Origin of the sequence: uncultured Capnocytophaga sp. (assembly GCF_938029845.1) — a bacterium.
Classification (GTDB): domain Bacteria; phylum Bacteroidota; class Bacteroidia; order Flavobacteriales; family Flavobacteriaceae; genus Capnocytophaga.
In genome coordinates this window covers 16308-33210 of sequence record NZ_CALHGG010000175.1, presented here as the reverse complement: position 1 = coordinate 33210, position 16903 = coordinate 16308, and the positions used below count along the sequence as shown (strand labels likewise).

The following is a 16903-nucleotide window of genomic DNA, read 5'->3' as shown; positions in this document are numbered from 1 at the left end:
TCCTACTATTTTTTATTAATTTTGTTGCTTATTATTAGCTATTTAATTTGTTCCACGTGGAACAATTAAGTGAGAAGTTAATAGTGAATAATGAAAAACTGATTGATACTATTTACCCCAATGCTCAGCTTTAAGTATTCACTATCTTTTTTTTCACTTTAAATTTTTAACTTATTATGGTTCCTCCTATAACTGATAACTTACTATTGGGCAGGCAGTTGCGTTGTCCTGAAGGAGCACTCGCTAAGGAAATGGGTGCTTATATCTTTGCCTCCAACCGAAATATGATAGAGCGTACTATAGACTGCTTACCTCTTTTGCAGACGAAGCAGCTATTAGAAATAGGCTTTGGCAATGGAGCACATCTCCCCTACCTCTTTGCTAAGGCTCCTTATATACACTATACAGGAGTGGAACGCTCCAAGCAAATGACTATGGATGCTACAGATCTTAATCATGAGCTTGTAGCACAAGGAAAGGCTGTTTTTTTGTATACTCCTACTGAAAGTCTACCTCCCCTACCCTATGAGAGTTTTGAGGTATGTTTTTCGGTTAATACGTACTATTTTATTACAGACCTTAAGGCTTATTTTCATGAAATCTATTCCCTACTTAGGCAGGGAGGTAGCTTTGTTTTGGGTGCTATAAGCAAAGAATTTGGTGAGCGTATGCCTTTTACCAAGGAGGTATTTACTTTCTATACTCCTGAGCAGCTTCGAGAACTGTTGCTTCTGGTAGGTTTTACAGCTTTTGACTTACAGACTTTTACGGAAGAGATTCCCACTAAGCATGGAACATTGCTCACACGACCTTTTGAAGTAATAACAGTGAGAAAATAAAGTTTTTGTTTTTCTTTTATAGTTTCTATTTTTTCAGTATATTTGCTTTTTCTTTTAGCAATGATAGAAACTATTTTTATAGCAATTTCCTTAGGGGTTATTTTAGCTTTCACTATAGGTCCTGTATTTTTTATTTTGATAGAAACGAGTATTACCAAGGGAATACGTTCAGCTTTAGCTTTTGATATAGGAGCTATTTCTGGAGATATATTTTTTATAGTTTTGGCTTATTGGGGCACAAGTAAGTTGTCTGCTTATATAGAGAACAACCCTAATTTGTTCCTATATGGAGGCTTACTCATCATAGTATATGGTTTGTTTTCTTTTTTCAAGGAACGCCGTGATTTTCGGTTAAATCCTCCACAGGCTCGGATAGTAGCTATTAAGGAGGGAAATTATTTTACTTTTTTCTACAAAGGTTTTTTTCTCAATGTGATTAATGTAGGAGTATTTTTCTATTGGTTGGCTACTATTGCTACCTTTTCTGCTCGCCCTGGTATGACTCCAACACGTGTATTATTTTTCTTAGCTACTATATTACTGACTTACCTCTTGACCGATATAGTAAAGATTCTTATAGCCAAGCGCTTACGTCATCGCCTCACCCCTACTAATATTCATAAGATAAAGCAAGGTATCAATATATTTTTGGTTATTTTTGGAGTGTTTTTGCTTCTCAATGGCTTCTTTCCAAACCTTATTATAAGTAGAAAATAAAAAGTAAAAGGTAAAACAGTATCCTTGTTTTACCTTTTACTTTTTGTCTTTTTATAAAAAAGTGTTCCACGTGGAACACTTTTTTAATCAAATAATAAATAAACTTAAACAACGAGTAAAGTAATAATTACTTTTTTTCATTGAGAGCTTTCACTATATCAGCAGTGATATCTTTGTCTGCTTTTCCATAGTGTACACTACCGCCGTCGTTAGCACCCAAAATGAAGTCATAATCATGTTGTTTGCCATAATCTTTGATGAAGTTTTTTACCTTTTTCAGTAGAGTATCCATCTTGGTACGGCTTTCTTCTTGGATAGCTTGTTCTTCTACCATGAGTTGTTGTTGTAGAAGTTGGCTTTCTTGTGCCAGTTGGCTGTATCTTTGTTGTGCTACTGCAGGGGCTAAGCTCTTAGCTTGTGCTTCGAAAGCCTGTGCTTTCACTTGGAAGGCTTGTGAGATACTATCACGCTTAAGCTGGTACTTGTTGATTTTTCCTTTGAGCAATTCTTCCAAATCCTTTTTCTCTTGATATTCATCTAAGAGCTTGCTGTTATCTACATAAGCGATTTTTTGACCTTGCTGACAAGCAGCTAGACTCAATACGAATGCGACACCTAAGATAACTTTATTCATAACTATATGGTTTTTTCTTTATTTTTCAAATACAGGCACAAATGTACGAAAGATAATGAAGATTCTATTCTTTTTTAACAAAATAAATAGGAAATGAATGGATATTTAACTTTTCACGAAGTTTGATAGAGCAAAAAACAATCTAAAGTTAAAAACTCAACTAACAAATACTTTGAAATTGGATATCTGAGTGAAGAATGAAAACTTGTAGATTAGGTATATAAGTTTTTACTTTTTTCTAGATTTACTCTGAAATTTTTGATTTCATAAATATATCAAATTTCTATTTTCTTTTTATTTTAATATAAATACTCATTAGGTAATAAAATCATTTAAATTTTACTATTTAAATTCATTTTTCTATTTAAGAACAAGAATTTGAAGTGAAAAATTGTAGTTAAACAGAAATAGTTTATAAAAATGAGTGTTAGTAGGGTTGTATTAGGATTTACTCTTCAAAAGGAGTAATCTTAATTATATTTTCTATTTGTATTTTAAGTATGAAAAGATAAAAGTGTTCCACGTGGAACACTTTTATCTTATGTTGAGTTATATACTTATTAGCTTTACTTTTTACCTTTTACTTTTTACTTTTAAAATGTATATGAGTGATGAGTATTCTCCTGTTCGTAGGGCAGAGAGATTAGAACGTAATCCATGATAAAATCCTTTGAGAAAATTCATTTTTCCTGATTTATATTTTTCAGATAATAGACTTACATAGAAAGCATCAAAAGGCATAGGTTTTACTCCTATAAGCTCAAATCCTTTTTCCTCGAAAAGCAAGCGAATGCTCTCTTGTGAGAAATGCCATAGGTGTCTGGGAACATCATAGGCAGCCCAGTAGGAACCATAATGTTGGGCATCTTTACTCCGATAGTTAGGTACTGCAATAATCAAAACTCCTTCATTTTCTAAGTGATTTTTCAGGAAAAGGATTTGTTCTTCTAACTGAGGGATATGTTCTAGAACATGCCAGAGAGTGATAGCATCATATTTTTCAGTAACTTTGTTTTGGTTTTCATATAGGAAAATACCCTTCTCCCCTGCCCTATCGCGAGCTTTTGCTTCGGGTTCTACTCCTGTAGCATACCAATCTTTTTTCTTTGCAGTACGTACAAAATCCCCCGTTCCTGCTCCTATATCAAGGAGTTTTCCTTGAGATACATACTGCTCCACAAGGTTCATTTTCTTACGTAGTGTATAGTGTTTTACCCATTGGTATAGTTTTTCAAAGAAACCTTTTCTCCCATCAGTATGGGAAATATAGGCTTCACTTTGGTAGTATCTACCTAAGTCTTCAGGGATAGGAGTGGTACGATATAGTTTGTAGTGAGTATCATATTCCAGTACGAACTCTTCCCCACTTACACTATGGTCAATTACTTTCATAAGAATTATAAGGTTATACAAATAAAGAGTTACACTTTTTGTTCAATTGTTCCACGTGAAACATTTTTTATGTTTCAATAATCATATTAGTGATTATTGATATATTCTGTAACAAGTAAAAAAGAATATATAATAGTTGTACTTACAAGTTTCATTATATTTTTATATCATTACTAATAAGCCTTCCCTACTTCATATTGTGAGAAGGAATATGAATTGGATATCTTTACACCAACTACAACGTATTTTTTTGATATAGTAAGTATTTTAATGAAAAAGAATAAAAAATCAGATTTCAGAAACCTATCAAATTTCTATTTTCTTTTTATTTTAATATAAATCCTTATTAGGTAATAAAATCGTTTAAAATTACTTATTTAAAATCGTTTTTTATTCTTTACTCTTAGTTTTTACTCAATTGTTCCACGTGAAACAGTTAAGTGAGTAATGAATAGTGATTAGTAAATAATGAAAGTACATGTTAGCTTTATTTTTTATTTTCACTGTTCATTCTTTGCTATATAAAATTCTTTGAGGTAGAAAGGTTCAAAATAGGCTATGTCTTCAAACTGTCTCTTTTCATATAAGCTCATGGCAAGCTTACCCATCTGCCCAGCAGATGGGTATTGGTCAGTTACAAATACAGCATTAGCGTGAGAGCAAATAGTGGCAAACTTACTGGCTCCATCTCCTAAAAAGAGTGTTTTCCCTTGATCAAGATAGGAAGTAAAGGATGTCTCTGTAAGAATCTCAGCATGGGCAGCTACCTCGGTGGTAAAATCGCTACGATAGATAGAGGTGAATACTTCCATTCTACGAGCGTCAATCATAGGAATAATATACTGAATATCAGTAAGATAATCGGATGCTCTCTCAGCTAAAATGCGTAAAGTAGGTACAGCTATCAGTGGTATATCCCAGCCATAACATAACCCTTTGGCTGTGGCAGTACCTATACGCAAACCCGTATAAGAACCAGGTCCCGCACTAATGGCTATAGCCTTGATAGCCTTAGGCTGGAGGTTGCTTTCCTTGAGTACTTGCTCTATGAAAACATGTAGGTTTTCCGAATGTGAAAATTGTTCTGTATGCACCTCTCGAATGCTTACCAATTGTAGACCTTCAAAGAGTGCTACCGAACAGTTCTTCCCAGAAGTTTCTATACATAACAGCATTATAGTTTTGAGTTTTAAGTTCTAAATTTTAAGTTGCTAATTATATGGTTATCTTAGCCAGTGCTTAGGTAGAGACGCAATTTATTGCGTCTTTATTATTTATTCTTCACTAGCATCATCCCGCAAAAGTACAAAAAAAACAGCAAGTAGGTTATACTTACTGTGATTTTTTATCTTTAGAATTGATTGTTCCACGTGAAACAATTAACGAATAGTGAAAAGCGACTAATGAAGTCAACGACTACTCTTTTTACTTTCCAAGAATGTCATCAAAGAACAATAACATGTGTTTGGTATAGTATTTTCCGTATTTGTTGAAGGTTTCTTGGGTTTCTTCATCGGGTTTCCAATCAAGGAAAGCATGGTCAGCACCCCCTACTTGTAAGTATTCTACCCTTTGTCCTGCTTTGATAAGGGCTTTAGCATAGTTCTCTACCTCTTCGTTTTTGATAAGTTTGTCCTCTGAACCGCGTAGTAAGAAATGAGGTACTGCCCTATCCTCTGGAATGTAGTTGATAGGAGCTACTTCACTTAGAAAAGGATAATCAGTAAAGCGCTGGCTAAGCATCTCAGCACTGAATACCCCATAACTAGGAGCTACTCCCTTGATACTTTGGGCAAGTTTTTGTTTGATTTCTTCTATACTTTTCCCTTTAGGCATATAGGTAGGAAGAAACTGGAATGTATTGTTTAACTTGTTAAAACCTTTATCCCCTATTCTGTCTATGAAATTAGCCACTGAGGTGCATAAGTGTCCTCCTGCACTATCTCCTGTAAGGAAAATGGAACTGCTATCTCCTCCGTATAAGGAGGCTTTTTCCATGATATGTACTACGGCTCCATATACATCTTCAATGATTTGGTGTAGTGCAGTAGGCTTTTTGTCTCCATCGAGCTTATCCATCCAGCGGTAATCTACATTGAAGACTACATAACGCCCACTGTTGGCCAACTCACGAGCAAAACCACGCATTACCTCTTCGCTGTTAGAACTCCAACCGCCCCCATGAATGATGATAATACACGGGAGTCTGTCCTTACCTTTGGGAGAATAAATATCATATTTCAGTGCCTTGACTCCTGGTTTAGCATAGACAATATCCTGTATTACTCTAAGATTCTCTTCGGCTTCTTTTCTGACAAATGAGTATCCTATGTTCATTTCCTTATCCACTTTTATGGTAAAAGAGGAATGCATAGTCTCATGATACTGTACATATCCGTCACGTATAGTAGCGTAGTAGCCTCCATCGGGTATATACCCCTCATTAGCAGTGGCTTTGACAGTCAGGATAGTTCCCTTTTTTACAATACCATCTTGAGGAAGTTTAGGAGTTACTGTATAGGAACCATTGCGTGCTTCATCAAGGGTTATTTTGAACTTCCTTTGTGCCTGTAACTCCGTACAGAAGAGCACCATTACGCTAAAAAATAAAATTTTCTTCATTGTTTTTGTAGTATTTATTTTTTCACTTTTTCGATCAGCCCACAAAGTTACAAAAAAAACAGCAAATATTAAGAATATCTGCTGTTAAAAATTATTCTTTTAGTAAAATGAATTCTTATAGATTAGTTTTTACTAACCATTTGTCATTAGTCACTAATCACTATTTAAGTACATCATCAAAGAAAGCAAGCATCTGATGGGTATAGTATTTACCATATTTTTCAAAAGTATCTTGGTTTTTTTGGTCAGGTTCCCAGTCAAGAAAAGCATGCATAGCACCCCCTACTTGTACATATTCCGCTTGAGCCAATCGACTCTCTGTGTATTGTTATAGAATAGTCTTGGGCTATGATAGAAATAGTTATCATAGAAAGCATAGAAATGGCTAAAATTTGCTTTAAAATTGCTTTTATGTATATTTGAGTATCTACTTATTGAATAGTTGTAATTTTGTATAGAAATTCTCTAATAGTAATTGGGATTATTTGAAAAGTGATTGTGGTTAGTTTTCAGTGTCTAACCACTAATAACTAACCACTAACTACTGTTTGCTAATTTCGTTTGTACTTAGCTGTACGGGCATCCTTGATAACGCCTTTCCAGTTGAGCCCAAAGCCAAAATCATATACATTGCCTTCGCTGTCCTTGTGGCACTCCATGTCAAAAGGTACATCCTCAAACTGTTGCTCTACCGTCTTCATGTTGGCAGGCATTTGAGTGGGGAGTAAGGCAGAAGGCTCTACCTTTCCAGAGAGAATTTCCAAAAGAGCTTGTTCGGAAGTACCGAAGTTAAGCAGAATACCATCTACCATAGGTTCAAATTCGTGGAATACCATAGGACGAGAAGCGGTGATGGATACGATTACTGGTTTGCCTTTCATCCTCTCCTTGGTTTCCAAGATGTTGTATAGGTCAGTGATATTGGAGGCATTGGCTGTCTTTCCCTTATAACTGCGATCGGTTATCTGTGGAGCAATCACCTTATCCCCTGCGGCTATACTATGCTCACGTGCATACTCAGCGGTGTAAGTGTTGTATTGTAGGGAGATAGGAATGTATCCATTCTCTCCTGCCTTGAAGAGTTCGTCGTTGTATCCTGGGTGGTTTTGAGTAGGGCTCTTAACAAATACAATAGCAAGGTCGGCTTTCTGAGAATCATCAGTTACGTTGAAGTACTTCTTCACATTCTCTATATTCACAGGGTAAGCTATGTTGCCTTCGGTATATACACCCCACCAGTTGCGTTGAGGTTCGTTATACACTTTAGGAATATAGACGGTTTTCTTCTTGTCAATAGGCAATACCTGTCCTCTGTTTTTGAGCATGATGATAGACTTTAGTTGAGCATCATAACCTGCTTTCATAAACTCAGGATTTCCTACAATCTTAGCACTTTCCTCAGGGTTGAGGTAAGGGTTTTCAAACAGACCTAAGCGGAAGATATTGCGCAATAGGCGTACAGCTGATTGTTCCAAACGCTTACGCATATAGTCCTCTCCGTGCTCTTTTACCCCTATCTTATAGGCTTCTACCACAGGAGCTACCATATTGTTTCCTCCAAATTGGTCTACGCCTGCTTCTAAGGCTTTGTAGTGGAGCTGAGGTAAGTCTAAGTCTTCTACCCCCCAAGGCTTACCAGCAAATCCTCCTGGGGTACCTGGTTCTTTGGCAATGATGAGCCAGTCGGTACATACCACCCCGTCAAAGCCATACTTGTTACGCAATAGGTCGGTTACTATGTATTTGCTAAAGCCATTACCTACATTCTCGTGGTTTTTGGTATCTTGGTTGTAGGAAATAGTATAGTAAGGCATCACTGCAGAGGCGGATTTGGTCTTTCCATGGAGCTTAAAGGCACCTTCGGTAAAAGGTTTTTGGTGCATCTCAAAGTTCTTACCTGGGTATACTGCATACTTACCATAGGCGAAGTGAGCATCACGACCGCCCTCGCCAGCACCCCCTCCTGGGAAGTGCTTGCTCATAGCATTGACACTCTCGTAGCCCCATCCGTCTTTGATTTCCGCCTTACCTGTGGAGGTTTGGAAACCATCTACATAGGCACGTGCCATGTCGGTAGTCAGCTCAGGAGACTCGCCAAAGGTGAAGACCATACGATTCCAGCGAGGTTCCGTACCCAAGTCTATCTGAGGGGAAAGGGCGGTAGTGATACCCATAGCACGGTATTCCTTGGCAGCTATTTCACCAAACTTCTGTACCACAGCAGGGTCAAAGGTGGCGGACATAGCCAATCCATCAGGCCAAAGAGAGATACTTCCTCCTGCTCCTGCATTGTATTCGGCGGTTACCAAGGTGGTATGACGTGGATCGGAGGAGATATTCACGGGAATTCCCAGAGGTAATTGCTCGCTGGTACGTTGTAGATTGTTGCTCCATATAGCAGCATCCTTAGGCGAGGAAACAGTGGTAATCAGTACATGGCGTACATGGTCACGATCCAAGAAAGTTTTCTGTTGGTCAGTAAGGTCGGAGGGCTTGGCTCCACTCTCAGCAAAAGGCTTACCTCCATAGCTACTCTTGCGATAGCCATCAGGAGGACCTGGTACGGCTTGGTGGTTACTATAAAGCATAAGCCCTGCTATTTCCTCTATGCTCATTTGCTTGGCAAGGTCTTTGGCACGCTCATCTACCGGTAGGCGCCAGTCCTCGTATTTGTCTAACTTGCCGTTTTTGTTCAGGTCTTTGAAGTGCTTACCTCCTATGGTAAGGATTTTGACACCTGAGGTAGTACTGTAACCCAAGGTAGCTCCTTTTTTGTTAGTTACATACTTGATATCAGCGTCTTGTGCAAGGGCACTCATTCCTACACAGAAGCCTAAGGCTAAAAGAATATTTCTTGCTTTCATAGGATGACTAAAACCTAAAATTCAATTGTAGTTCAAAGGTAAGTGGACGTATGTAAGAACCTGTAACTAAGCTACCTTCAGCATCTTGTATGTTATCATAAGGGATTTCTGAATTGGCAATACTGGTGGAGGCTCCTGTCTGGTTGAAGATATTCACCACATTGAAACCAAGGTTTAGGTGCTTATTGATCTCATACGAAGAGGAGAAGAAGGATTCCCAACGGGGTTCTACAAAGAACTGGTTGGTAGGGCTTACATATTGTTTGCTGAAATAGCGGAAGTTAAGTCCAAAACGGAACTTATTGATGCTATACGAAGGGTCTATTTCCATCAGTACCTTGGAGATACCTGTTACGATATTGTTGTTATAGCTGATAGCACGCCCGTTGAACGGATTCGTCCAGCCATAGTTGTTATACTCAGGGTTTTGCAAGGTAAGTAGGTAGTGCAATTGGAAATTATCAAAAGGCTTGAGTACCATATCGGTAGTCCAACCCACAGTCTTGATGTCGTAATGTACAGAAACCACTTCAGAACGGGGGCTATTGCGGTCGGAGATACTTAGGCGGGTTTGGTAATTGTTACGTGTAAGGGTAGATACTTGTGATACCAAGCTAAGCCATTTGTTGTTATAGTAGATACCTCCTGCTAAGAAAGGTGTTTTAGTCTTAGCAAAATCAGGTGTATAGGCACCTGAGTAGTTTTCCAATTGGCCGTGTTTTTCCTGATAAGTGAAGTTAGCCAATAGGCCAAACTCAGGGGTGAGTTTTACCACCGCGCGTAAGTCTCCGTTGAGGTGATACCAGTCGTGGTTAAAAGTAGTAAAAGGTTGGTTTAGCACTACATTTGCTCCGCGAGGTTGCAGGCTATAATCACCTTCGAGCTTGTGGTACTGGAAGTTAGCTCCATAAGAAAGGTCTAGCCAAGGGGTTGCATTCCAGCTGTCGGAGGCATAGGCGGTAATCTTAGTTTCATACCCATCGTGGTATTCTGCTCCCACATTGTAGTCAAAGAAAGGATCGGTAGTACCATTTCGGCGCAAGATACGAGGTTGCTTCTCTACAGAGTGGAAGAGGAAAGAACGGTCTTGGTGGTAGTTATCTTCCTTGTAGTACTGACCCAATACCCCAAAGCGCCACTGGTGGTTGTCCGTCTTTTTCTCTGCCCATAGGCGGGTCATCCAAGTAGTGGTAGGGGTTTTAGGAGAAAGTATAGCGAGCATACGCTGTACATAATCTCCTGTGTAAGGGGTGCCGTCAAGGTAGCTATAACTATCGCTGCCCCTTTTTACAGAGCCTGCTGGTAGTGGAATAAGGGCAGAAGATTCTGCATAACGAATGCGAGTGGAGTGCTTAAAGAACCAATCATTGCCTAAGTCATTCTTACCAAATAGGTCAAAGGTATGAGAGAAAGACCAAAGCGGGGAATCATTGCCTGTATAATTGGCGCGATAAGGCTCACCTGTAAGGACATTCTTGAGGACGATATACCCATCGCTGATCATATACGAGTCGGTACCAATGCCTATGCCATTGTGTTCGCTTACCTTACCGTCGGTATGATAAATAAAAGGGGCGTAATGATTTATCATTTTTGAACGAGCAAACTTATAACCAAAGTTAATATCGCTTTTCTCATCAAATTGGTAAGTCAGTACGCCTCTGAATATTTGAGTATCATCAATAAGTCGGGAGCCTTTGTGCTTGGCTTCTCCTGGGTCGCCAGTAACCAATGCTCCTATAGCATAGTGCCAATGGCTTTGTCCAAAGCGACCGTTAAGATTCACGTCGCCTAAGTAATAACCATGGTGGTTGCCCTTGAGCAGACCCTCTATCTGGGTCTTGTCACCCCCTGTCTTGGTATAACTATTAACCGCATAACCAAAGTCCCCAATGGTAAGGGTGGATTCGCCTACCGAGATAAGCCCACGCATATTTAAGCTCTGTGAGGGGCGCCAAGTACGGGAAGGCAACTCAGGCCAAAAATAATATACCACAGGGAGGTCATTCTCCAATACGGTAATCCCCCCTACAGAAGATGGTAGCCCTATATTTACTTCGCGAGGCCCTGAGTTGGAGGAGGCATTGAGCATCACATTACGGTTTTCCTCGGTATCAGGTGTCTTTTGTTTGGTAGATAAACTGTCTTTCTCTTGAGCCAACAGTGGAATCCCCATAAGGGCAGTGGCTAATAAAAAATAATTACGTTTCATACATTAAAATTTTTATATTTGACCTCAAAAGTACAACATTTTTTTGGAATGAAAGAAAAATATACAAAAAAAATTTGCATAAAAAGGAGTTATATGTATGAAATTAGTAACAAATGGTATTAAATAATGACTAATGGCAAATTCTATTGTGGTATATTAGTTGTTAGTTATTTGTCACTTGTCATTCGTCATTATTTCCCTATCTTTGCACTCAAAACAAATCATATTATGCAAACAAATCAAGCTACGTCCCACAATCTTACTAAGGCTTTTGGAAAGGGAGCTTTTATTGGGCTTATTGGGGCTTTTGTTAAGTGGGGTTGGGAAGTGCCCTTTCCTCCACGTAATCCTCATATAGGCTTTCCTTACGAGGGGATGACAGGTGCTGTGGTCAATAATGGTGTCTTGGAACGGGTTACTCCCCCACAAGTATTCTTGGAGCAATTGGGACTGCCCCACGACTGGACTTATACTTTCTCAGGAATGGAGTTGCCCTTGTCTATCTTTATCGTACATATCCTCTTCTCGGTAGTCTTTGGAGTAATCTATTGTGTAGGAAGTCTGTATCTGCCTATGATACGTATGTGGTATGGGGCGGTATTTGCTGTGGTCTCTAATGTTTTGGCACATGTAGTGGTTATGCCGCTTATAGGTCTAGTACCACCTCTATCTGAGATTCCCTTTGATGAGAACCTCTCCGAAATGCTTGGTCATATCTTCTGGGTATTTGTCATGGAAATGGTACTACGTGGAATGGAGAAAAGTGAAAGGTAAAAAGTAAAAGGTAAAAAGTAAAAAGTAATTAGCACATTGACACATCGACTCATTGACAAATTAGCAAATTGGCGAATCAGCAAATTAGCCTATTGGCTCCTTCTTCCGCTGCTCTTATGGGGTGGGTTTCATCTCTTTTTCTATATAGATACCCAAGAGGAAGAGCGACAGGTGGCCAAAAACAAAGACCGCATACGCCTCTCCCCTACCCAATTGGATTCCCTTCAGCAAGGGGATATCATCCTTAGGCGTGGATATGGCTTTTTTAGTGATATGATTTCTCAAAGGCTCAACAAAGGTAAGTTTGATGTTACTCATTCGGGGATTCTCTACCGTAGACAAGGTCAGTGGTGGGTGATACACTCCCTCTCCTCCGATGTGAGCGAAACGGACGGCATGCAGCAGCAACCTCTTGCTACTTTTCTTAATTACTCCATGCCAGAGAAGCTACTCGTGGTGCGTCCCCAAGGGCTGACTTCGGAACAAGGTCTCAAAGTAGTGGAGCGTGCCCTCTATTATCTACAAAAAGGGGTGCCCTTTGACCACCGAGGCGTGATAGATGACCCTTCCGAACTCTATTGTACGGAACTGATCTATCAGATATTGGAGAATGACCTCCATTACCTCACTTTCCCCCAAGACAAAGACCAACGAAAGGATGCTTTCTACTCCATGACCACTCTCTATAACCCTAAGTATTTTAGGATTGTGATAAACACCTATAAGGAAAGTAAAAAGTAAAGGGTAAAAAGTAAATATTACAACCTTTTACCCTTTACTTTTTACTTTTTACCTTACAGATAGTTCCAACCAGCGGTTGCCTTTTTCCTCCAAGAGGCTAAGAACGTCGCTAAGGGTTTGGGATTGTTCTTGTAGTTCTTCGTTGGAGAGAGTGGCTTCGGTAAAGAGCGCCTCAATCGCTTGTTTCTGCGCTTCCAACTGGGCAATTTCCTTTTCCAAACGCGCTAATTCGCGTTGCTCACTTTGAGAAAGAGGGCTATTGGCACCACGCCAAGAGTTCTTTTGGGTGGGGGCTTTTTCCTCAGTTTTGACGGTTTCCTTAGGGGTAGATTGCTCGTAAGCAAAATAGTCGGAGTAGTTGCCAGGGAAATCCTGTACCTCACCTTCGCCCTTGAACACAAAGAGGTGATCCACAATCTTGTCCATGAAATACCGGTCGTGGGAGACTATCACCAAGCACCCCTCATAGTCCAAAAGAAACTCCTCCAAGACATTGAGCGTAACGATGTCAAGGTCATTGGTTGGCTCGTCCAGAATGAGGAAGTTAGGGTTCTGAATTAGGACCGTACATAGGTAAAGGCGCTTGCGCTCTCCCCCACTGAGTTTTTCTACATAGTCATATTGTTTCTTACGGTCAAAGAGGAAACGCTCTAAGAGTTGGGCAGCTGAGAGGGTACGCCCCTTGAGTAGTGGAATATATTCGCCGTATTTCTTAATCACATCAATGACCTTTTCCTGAGGATTAATTTCGATACCCTGCTGGGTATAGTAGCCAAATTGTACCGTCTCCCCTATGATAATCTTCCCTGCATCGGGGGCAATTTTCCCTGTGAGTAGGTTTAGGAAGGTACTCTTGCCCGTACCATTCTTGCCCACTATACCTACCCGTTCGCCTCGCTTGAATACGTAGGACAAGCGGTCTAGAATCGTTTTTTCAGGAAACTTCTTCACCACATTGTGCAGTTCAATAATCTTGCTCCCTAGGCGTTGCATGGCGATTTCTAGCTCTACTACATGCTCGCGACGGCGCTTCTGGGCTTGCTCCTTGATGATGGCAAAGTCGTCAATACGCGATTTGCTCTTAGTGGTACGTGCTTTAGGCTGTCGGCGTATCCAATCTAATTCGCGTACATATAGGTTTTTTGCCTTTTCTTGGGAGGCTTGCTCTTGCTGTAAGCGTTGCTCCTTTTTCTCCAAAAAATAGCTATAATTTCCTTTGTAGCTATAAAGCGTACCCTCGTCCAATTCCACAATCTCATTGCAAACGCGCTCCAAGAAATAACGATCGTGGGTAACCATGAAGAGGGTCATTTTCTCCTTGGCAAAGAAATTCTCCAACCACTCAATCATTTCCAAGTCAAGGTGGTTGGTAGGCTCGTCAAGGAAGATAAGGTCGGGCTTACTAATGAGTACATTGGCTAGGGCGAGCCTTTTGCGTTGTCCTCCTGAGAGGTGCTTAATAGGCAAGTGCAGATCAGTGAGTTTCAGCTGAAAGAGGATTTGCTTGTATTGGGTCTCGAAGTCCCAAGCCTCATGCCGCTCCATAGCCTCAAAAGCCTTTTGGTAGGCTACTTCGTCTTCGGGGTGCTCTAGGGCATGTTCGTACTGCTGAATCACCTTCAGAATAGGGTTTTCCTCTTGGAAGATATAGTCTTCTATACTCAAATCCTCAGGTAGCGCCGGTTCTTGAGAGAGAAAGGCAATTTTCAGTCCCTTGCGAGAGACTACCTGCCCTGTATCGGGTGTGTCCTGCCCTATAAGGATTTTTAGCAGCGAACTCTTCCCTGCCCCATTCTTAGCGATAAGGGCTATTTTTTGGTCTTTGTTGATACCAAAAGACACATTTTCGAAGAGCACTCGCTCCCCATAGGCTTTGGATATGTTTTCTACAGATAGATAATTCAAATTGAGGGTATTTTAAGTGTTTGTTATTAGTCTTTGAGGAAGATTACTTCGTCTTTTACAGGGATATGTTGTTCTATAAAATAGGCTTTTAAGGCTTCATAATCCTTATATTCAATCCACAGATGTAGTATGCGACCTTTTTCTTTTGTGAATAAGTCTAAGAAGGGCTTACTCATTTTATATCTCTCCTCTGAGAGGTTGAAAAAATAAGCCATTTTGATAGCATCTTTCTCCAAAGAATATAAAATCTGTTCTTTATAATGTATTTTTAGCCTCTCCCCACGGATAACGAGGGTGTATAGGGTGTACTTGTACTCTTTAAAAATCATTATGAGTATATAAATGATTATCGAAGCGGTAGCTACTACCAAAAGAATACGTAACAGAAAACCTATTGGGTCAAGAGTGTCTGCTAGAAAGCTATGACTTACGCCACTAACAAAAAAAGTCGTTAGCATGAGTAGTAATATTCTGTTTCCCCATTCCATAGCAGTAAGGCTCCTTCCTTGTATAGTTAGGTGAGTCATAAGTTTCTAACTTTTTGAAAGAAGTTGCTTGGCGTGTTCCCTTGCCGATTCGGTAATATCCTTTCCTCCAAGCATCTGGGCGATTTCCTCTATGCGCTGCTCTGGGCTAAGCTCTTGGAACTGGGTAGTGGTACGTCCTGCGATGTCGGTTTTGTATATCTTGATATGTACATCACCTTTGCTAGCTACCTGTGGCAAGTGAGAGATAGCAAATACCTGTCGGCTTTGGCTCATCTGCTTCATGATCTCTCCCATTTTGTGCGCTATTTCTCCAGAAACTCCTGTGTCAATCTCATCAAAGATAATGGTAGGCAAGGCAATCTTGGTAGCCAGCAGGTGCTTGATTGCTAGCATAATACGAGAAAGTTCCCCTCCAGAGGCAGTTTTCTTAAGCAACCCAAAATTACCCCCTTTGTTGGCAGAAAAGAGGAAAGAGAGACTATCATTTCCTTTTGCCAGATACTGCTCGGTAGGCGTTAGGCTGATTTGGAATTGGGCATTGGGCATCCCCAAGTCCTTAAGAGAGGCCTGTAGGCTCTTGGTGAGTGCGGGGATTACCTTTTCACGCACCTTATGGAGCTTCTGAGCAAGAGCACTGAGGGCTTGGAAGGTTTTATCTACCTCTTTTTGGGCAATCTCGATATCCCCTTCTATATTTTCCATTTGGGCTACCTTCGCCTCCAAAGCTTCTTCAATAGCGATGAGTTCCAATACGGTGGAGACCTTGTGCTTCTTTTGTAAGTCGTAGAGCTTTTGGAGTTTCTTCTGTACGCGGGCGAGTTTCTTGGGGTCAAACTCCACATTCTCCGCCAAGTCATACACCTCACGAGAGAGGTCGTCCAGTTCTATATACACCGCATCAATACGTTCATAGAGTTCGTTATATTGGGGCGAATAGCTGCTTAGAGTGGAAAAGAGAGAGGAGAGATCACGCATTTGAGTTATGATGCCTTGTTCTTCTTCAGCAAGCAGATTGGCTCCCTCGGTAAGGTTGTCCCTAATGGTTTCGCTATTGGAGGCTTGCGTATAGAAGGCTTCTAGCTCTTCCTGCATACCTTCCTCCAAATCAATCTCTTGCAATTCGCCCAAGACAAAGGTGTTATAATCGTGTTCCTTCTGGGTATTCTCTTGGAAGTCCTTGAGTTCTTGGAGCTTTTTGCTTTGCTGTTTATATACTTTCAGAGCGGCTTGGTATTCCTGCAAGAGCGGTGTGTTCTCTGCTAAGGAATCTATGAGAAAGAATTGGAAATCTTCCTCGCTAAGCTGTTGGGTATCATGTTGGGAATGGATATCAATCAGTGCCTTAGCTAGCCCAGAGAGTACATCCAAGGTAACAGGGCTGTCATTGACAAAGGCGCGTGACTTACCCGAAGGAAGGATTTCCCTACGGATAATGGTTAGTGGTTCGTAGTCCAATTCCTCCTGCTTGAAGAAATCGGTCAAGGCATAGTTCTCTATGGCAAATTCTGCCTCCACTACGCACTTTTCTTCAGGGTTTCTCAGGGCACTGAGGTCAGCCCTACGGCCTAAGACCAAGGCAAGCGCATCCAAGAGAATAGACTTCCCTGAGCCTGTCTCTCCTGTGATAATAGTAAAACCCTTAGAGAAATGAATCTTGATATCCTCAATAAGGGCAAAGTTCTTGATAGCTAATGATTGTAACACGAATTCAATGA

At 40.4% G+C, this 16903-nt stretch carries 14 protein-coding genes; 4 read left to right on the top strand and 10 right to left on the bottom strand.

All coding sequences use genetic code 11. From position 1 onward, the window contains the following. The first annotated feature begins 176 nt into the window (after window positions 1–176). Both Q0625_RS13845 and Q0625_RS13840 read left to right on the top strand, forming a co-directional pair. Complete coding sequence (locus Q0625_RS13845) at window positions 177–839, top strand: class I SAM-dependent methyltransferase (RefSeq protein WP_298828516.1); 663 nt, start codon at window positions 177–179, stop codon at window positions 837–839. Between the two features lie 60 nt (window positions 840–899). Then, window positions 900–1556: a LysE family transporter gene (locus Q0625_RS13840; RefSeq protein ID WP_298828513.1), complete on the top strand. Its 657-nt coding sequence runs from the start codon at window positions 900–902 to the stop codon at window positions 1554–1556. Window positions 1557–1683: 127 nt separating this feature from the next. Here Q0625_RS13840 and Q0625_RS13835 read toward each other — a convergent pair whose 3' ends face one another. From Q0625_RS13835 to Q0625_RS13805, 7 genes are all read right to left on the bottom strand, one after another. After that, window positions 1684–2190: an OmpH family outer membrane protein gene (locus tag Q0625_RS13835; protein ID WP_298828511.1), complete on the bottom strand. Its 507-nt coding sequence runs from the start codon at window positions 2188–2190 to the stop codon at window positions 1684–1686. Between the two features lie 573 nt (window positions 2191–2763). Continuing rightward, window positions 2764–3582 (bottom strand): class I SAM-dependent methyltransferase, encoded by an 819-nt coding sequence (locus Q0625_RS13830; protein ID WP_298828509.1) that lies wholly within the window; start codon window positions 3580–3582, stop codon window positions 2764–2766. A 500-nt stretch (window positions 3583–4082) separates the two neighbouring features. Next, window positions 4083–4757 carry a tRNA (adenosine(37)-N6)-threonylcarbamoyltransferase complex dimerization subunit type 1 TsaB gene (gene tsaB, locus Q0625_RS13825; protein ID WP_298828507.1) on the bottom strand — a complete coding sequence of 225 codons (675 nt, stop codon included), beginning with the start codon at window positions 4755–4757 and terminating at the stop codon, window positions 4083–4085. A gap of 250 nt (window positions 4758–5007) precedes the next feature. Continuing rightward, window positions 5008–6204 (bottom strand): alpha/beta hydrolase, encoded by a 1197-nt coding sequence (locus Q0625_RS13820; RefSeq protein ID WP_298828504.1) that lies wholly within the window; start codon window positions 6202–6204, stop codon window positions 5008–5010. Window positions 6205–6364: 160 nt separating this feature from the next. Beyond that, a complete protein-coding gene (locus Q0625_RS13815) occupies window positions 6365–6514 on the bottom strand; it encodes a hypothetical protein (protein ID WP_298828502.1) in 150 nt (49 codons plus the stop codon). 241 nt (window positions 6515–6755) lie between these two features. Beyond that, window positions 6756–9068: a glycoside hydrolase family 3 N-terminal domain-containing protein gene (locus Q0625_RS13810; RefSeq protein WP_298828500.1), complete on the bottom strand. Its 2313-nt coding sequence runs from the start codon at window positions 9066–9068 to the stop codon at window positions 6756–6758. Between the two features lie 7 nt (window positions 9069–9075). After that, entirely contained in the window at window positions 9076–11280 is a 2205-nt protein-coding gene (locus tag Q0625_RS13805) for a TonB-dependent receptor (protein WP_298828497.1), read from the bottom strand. 228 nt (window positions 11281–11508) lie between these two features. Here Q0625_RS13805 and Q0625_RS13800 point away from each other — a divergent pair, with 228 nt between their 5' ends. Together Q0625_RS13800 and Q0625_RS13795 are read left to right on the top strand one after the other, a co-directional pair. Further along, window positions 11509–12054 carry a DUF1440 domain-containing protein gene (locus tag Q0625_RS13800; RefSeq protein WP_298828494.1) on the top strand — a complete coding sequence of 182 codons (546 nt, stop codon included), beginning with the start codon at window positions 11509–11511 and terminating at the stop codon, window positions 12052–12054. A 36-nt stretch (window positions 12055–12090) separates the two neighbouring features. Then, window positions 12091–12795: a YiiX/YebB-like N1pC/P60 family cysteine hydrolase gene (locus tag Q0625_RS13795; protein WP_298828492.1), complete on the top strand. Its 705-nt coding sequence runs from the start codon at window positions 12091–12093 to the stop codon at window positions 12793–12795. A 48-nt stretch (window positions 12796–12843) separates the two neighbouring features. Here the strand turns inward: Q0625_RS13795 and Q0625_RS13790 are convergent, their stop codons facing one another. Genes Q0625_RS13790 through recN form a run of 3 tightly spaced genes read right to left on the bottom strand, consistent with a single transcriptional unit; the run spans window position 12844 to window position 16892 of the window. Next, window positions 12844–14700: an ABC-F family ATP-binding cassette domain-containing protein gene (locus Q0625_RS13790; RefSeq protein ID WP_298828489.1), complete on the bottom strand. Its 1857-nt coding sequence runs from the start codon at window positions 14698–14700 to the stop codon at window positions 12844–12846. 26 nt (window positions 14701–14726) lie between these two features. Then, window positions 14727–15227, bottom strand: a complete 501-nt coding sequence (locus Q0625_RS13785) for a hypothetical protein (RefSeq protein WP_298828484.1) — start codon at window positions 15225–15227, stop codon at window positions 14727–14729. Window positions 15228–15233: 6 nt separating this feature from the next. Beyond that, entirely contained in the window at window positions 15234–16892 is a 1659-nt protein-coding gene (gene recN / locus Q0625_RS13780) for a DNA repair protein RecN (protein ID WP_298828481.1), read from the bottom strand. Between the last annotated feature and the right edge of the window lie 11 nt (window positions 16893–16903).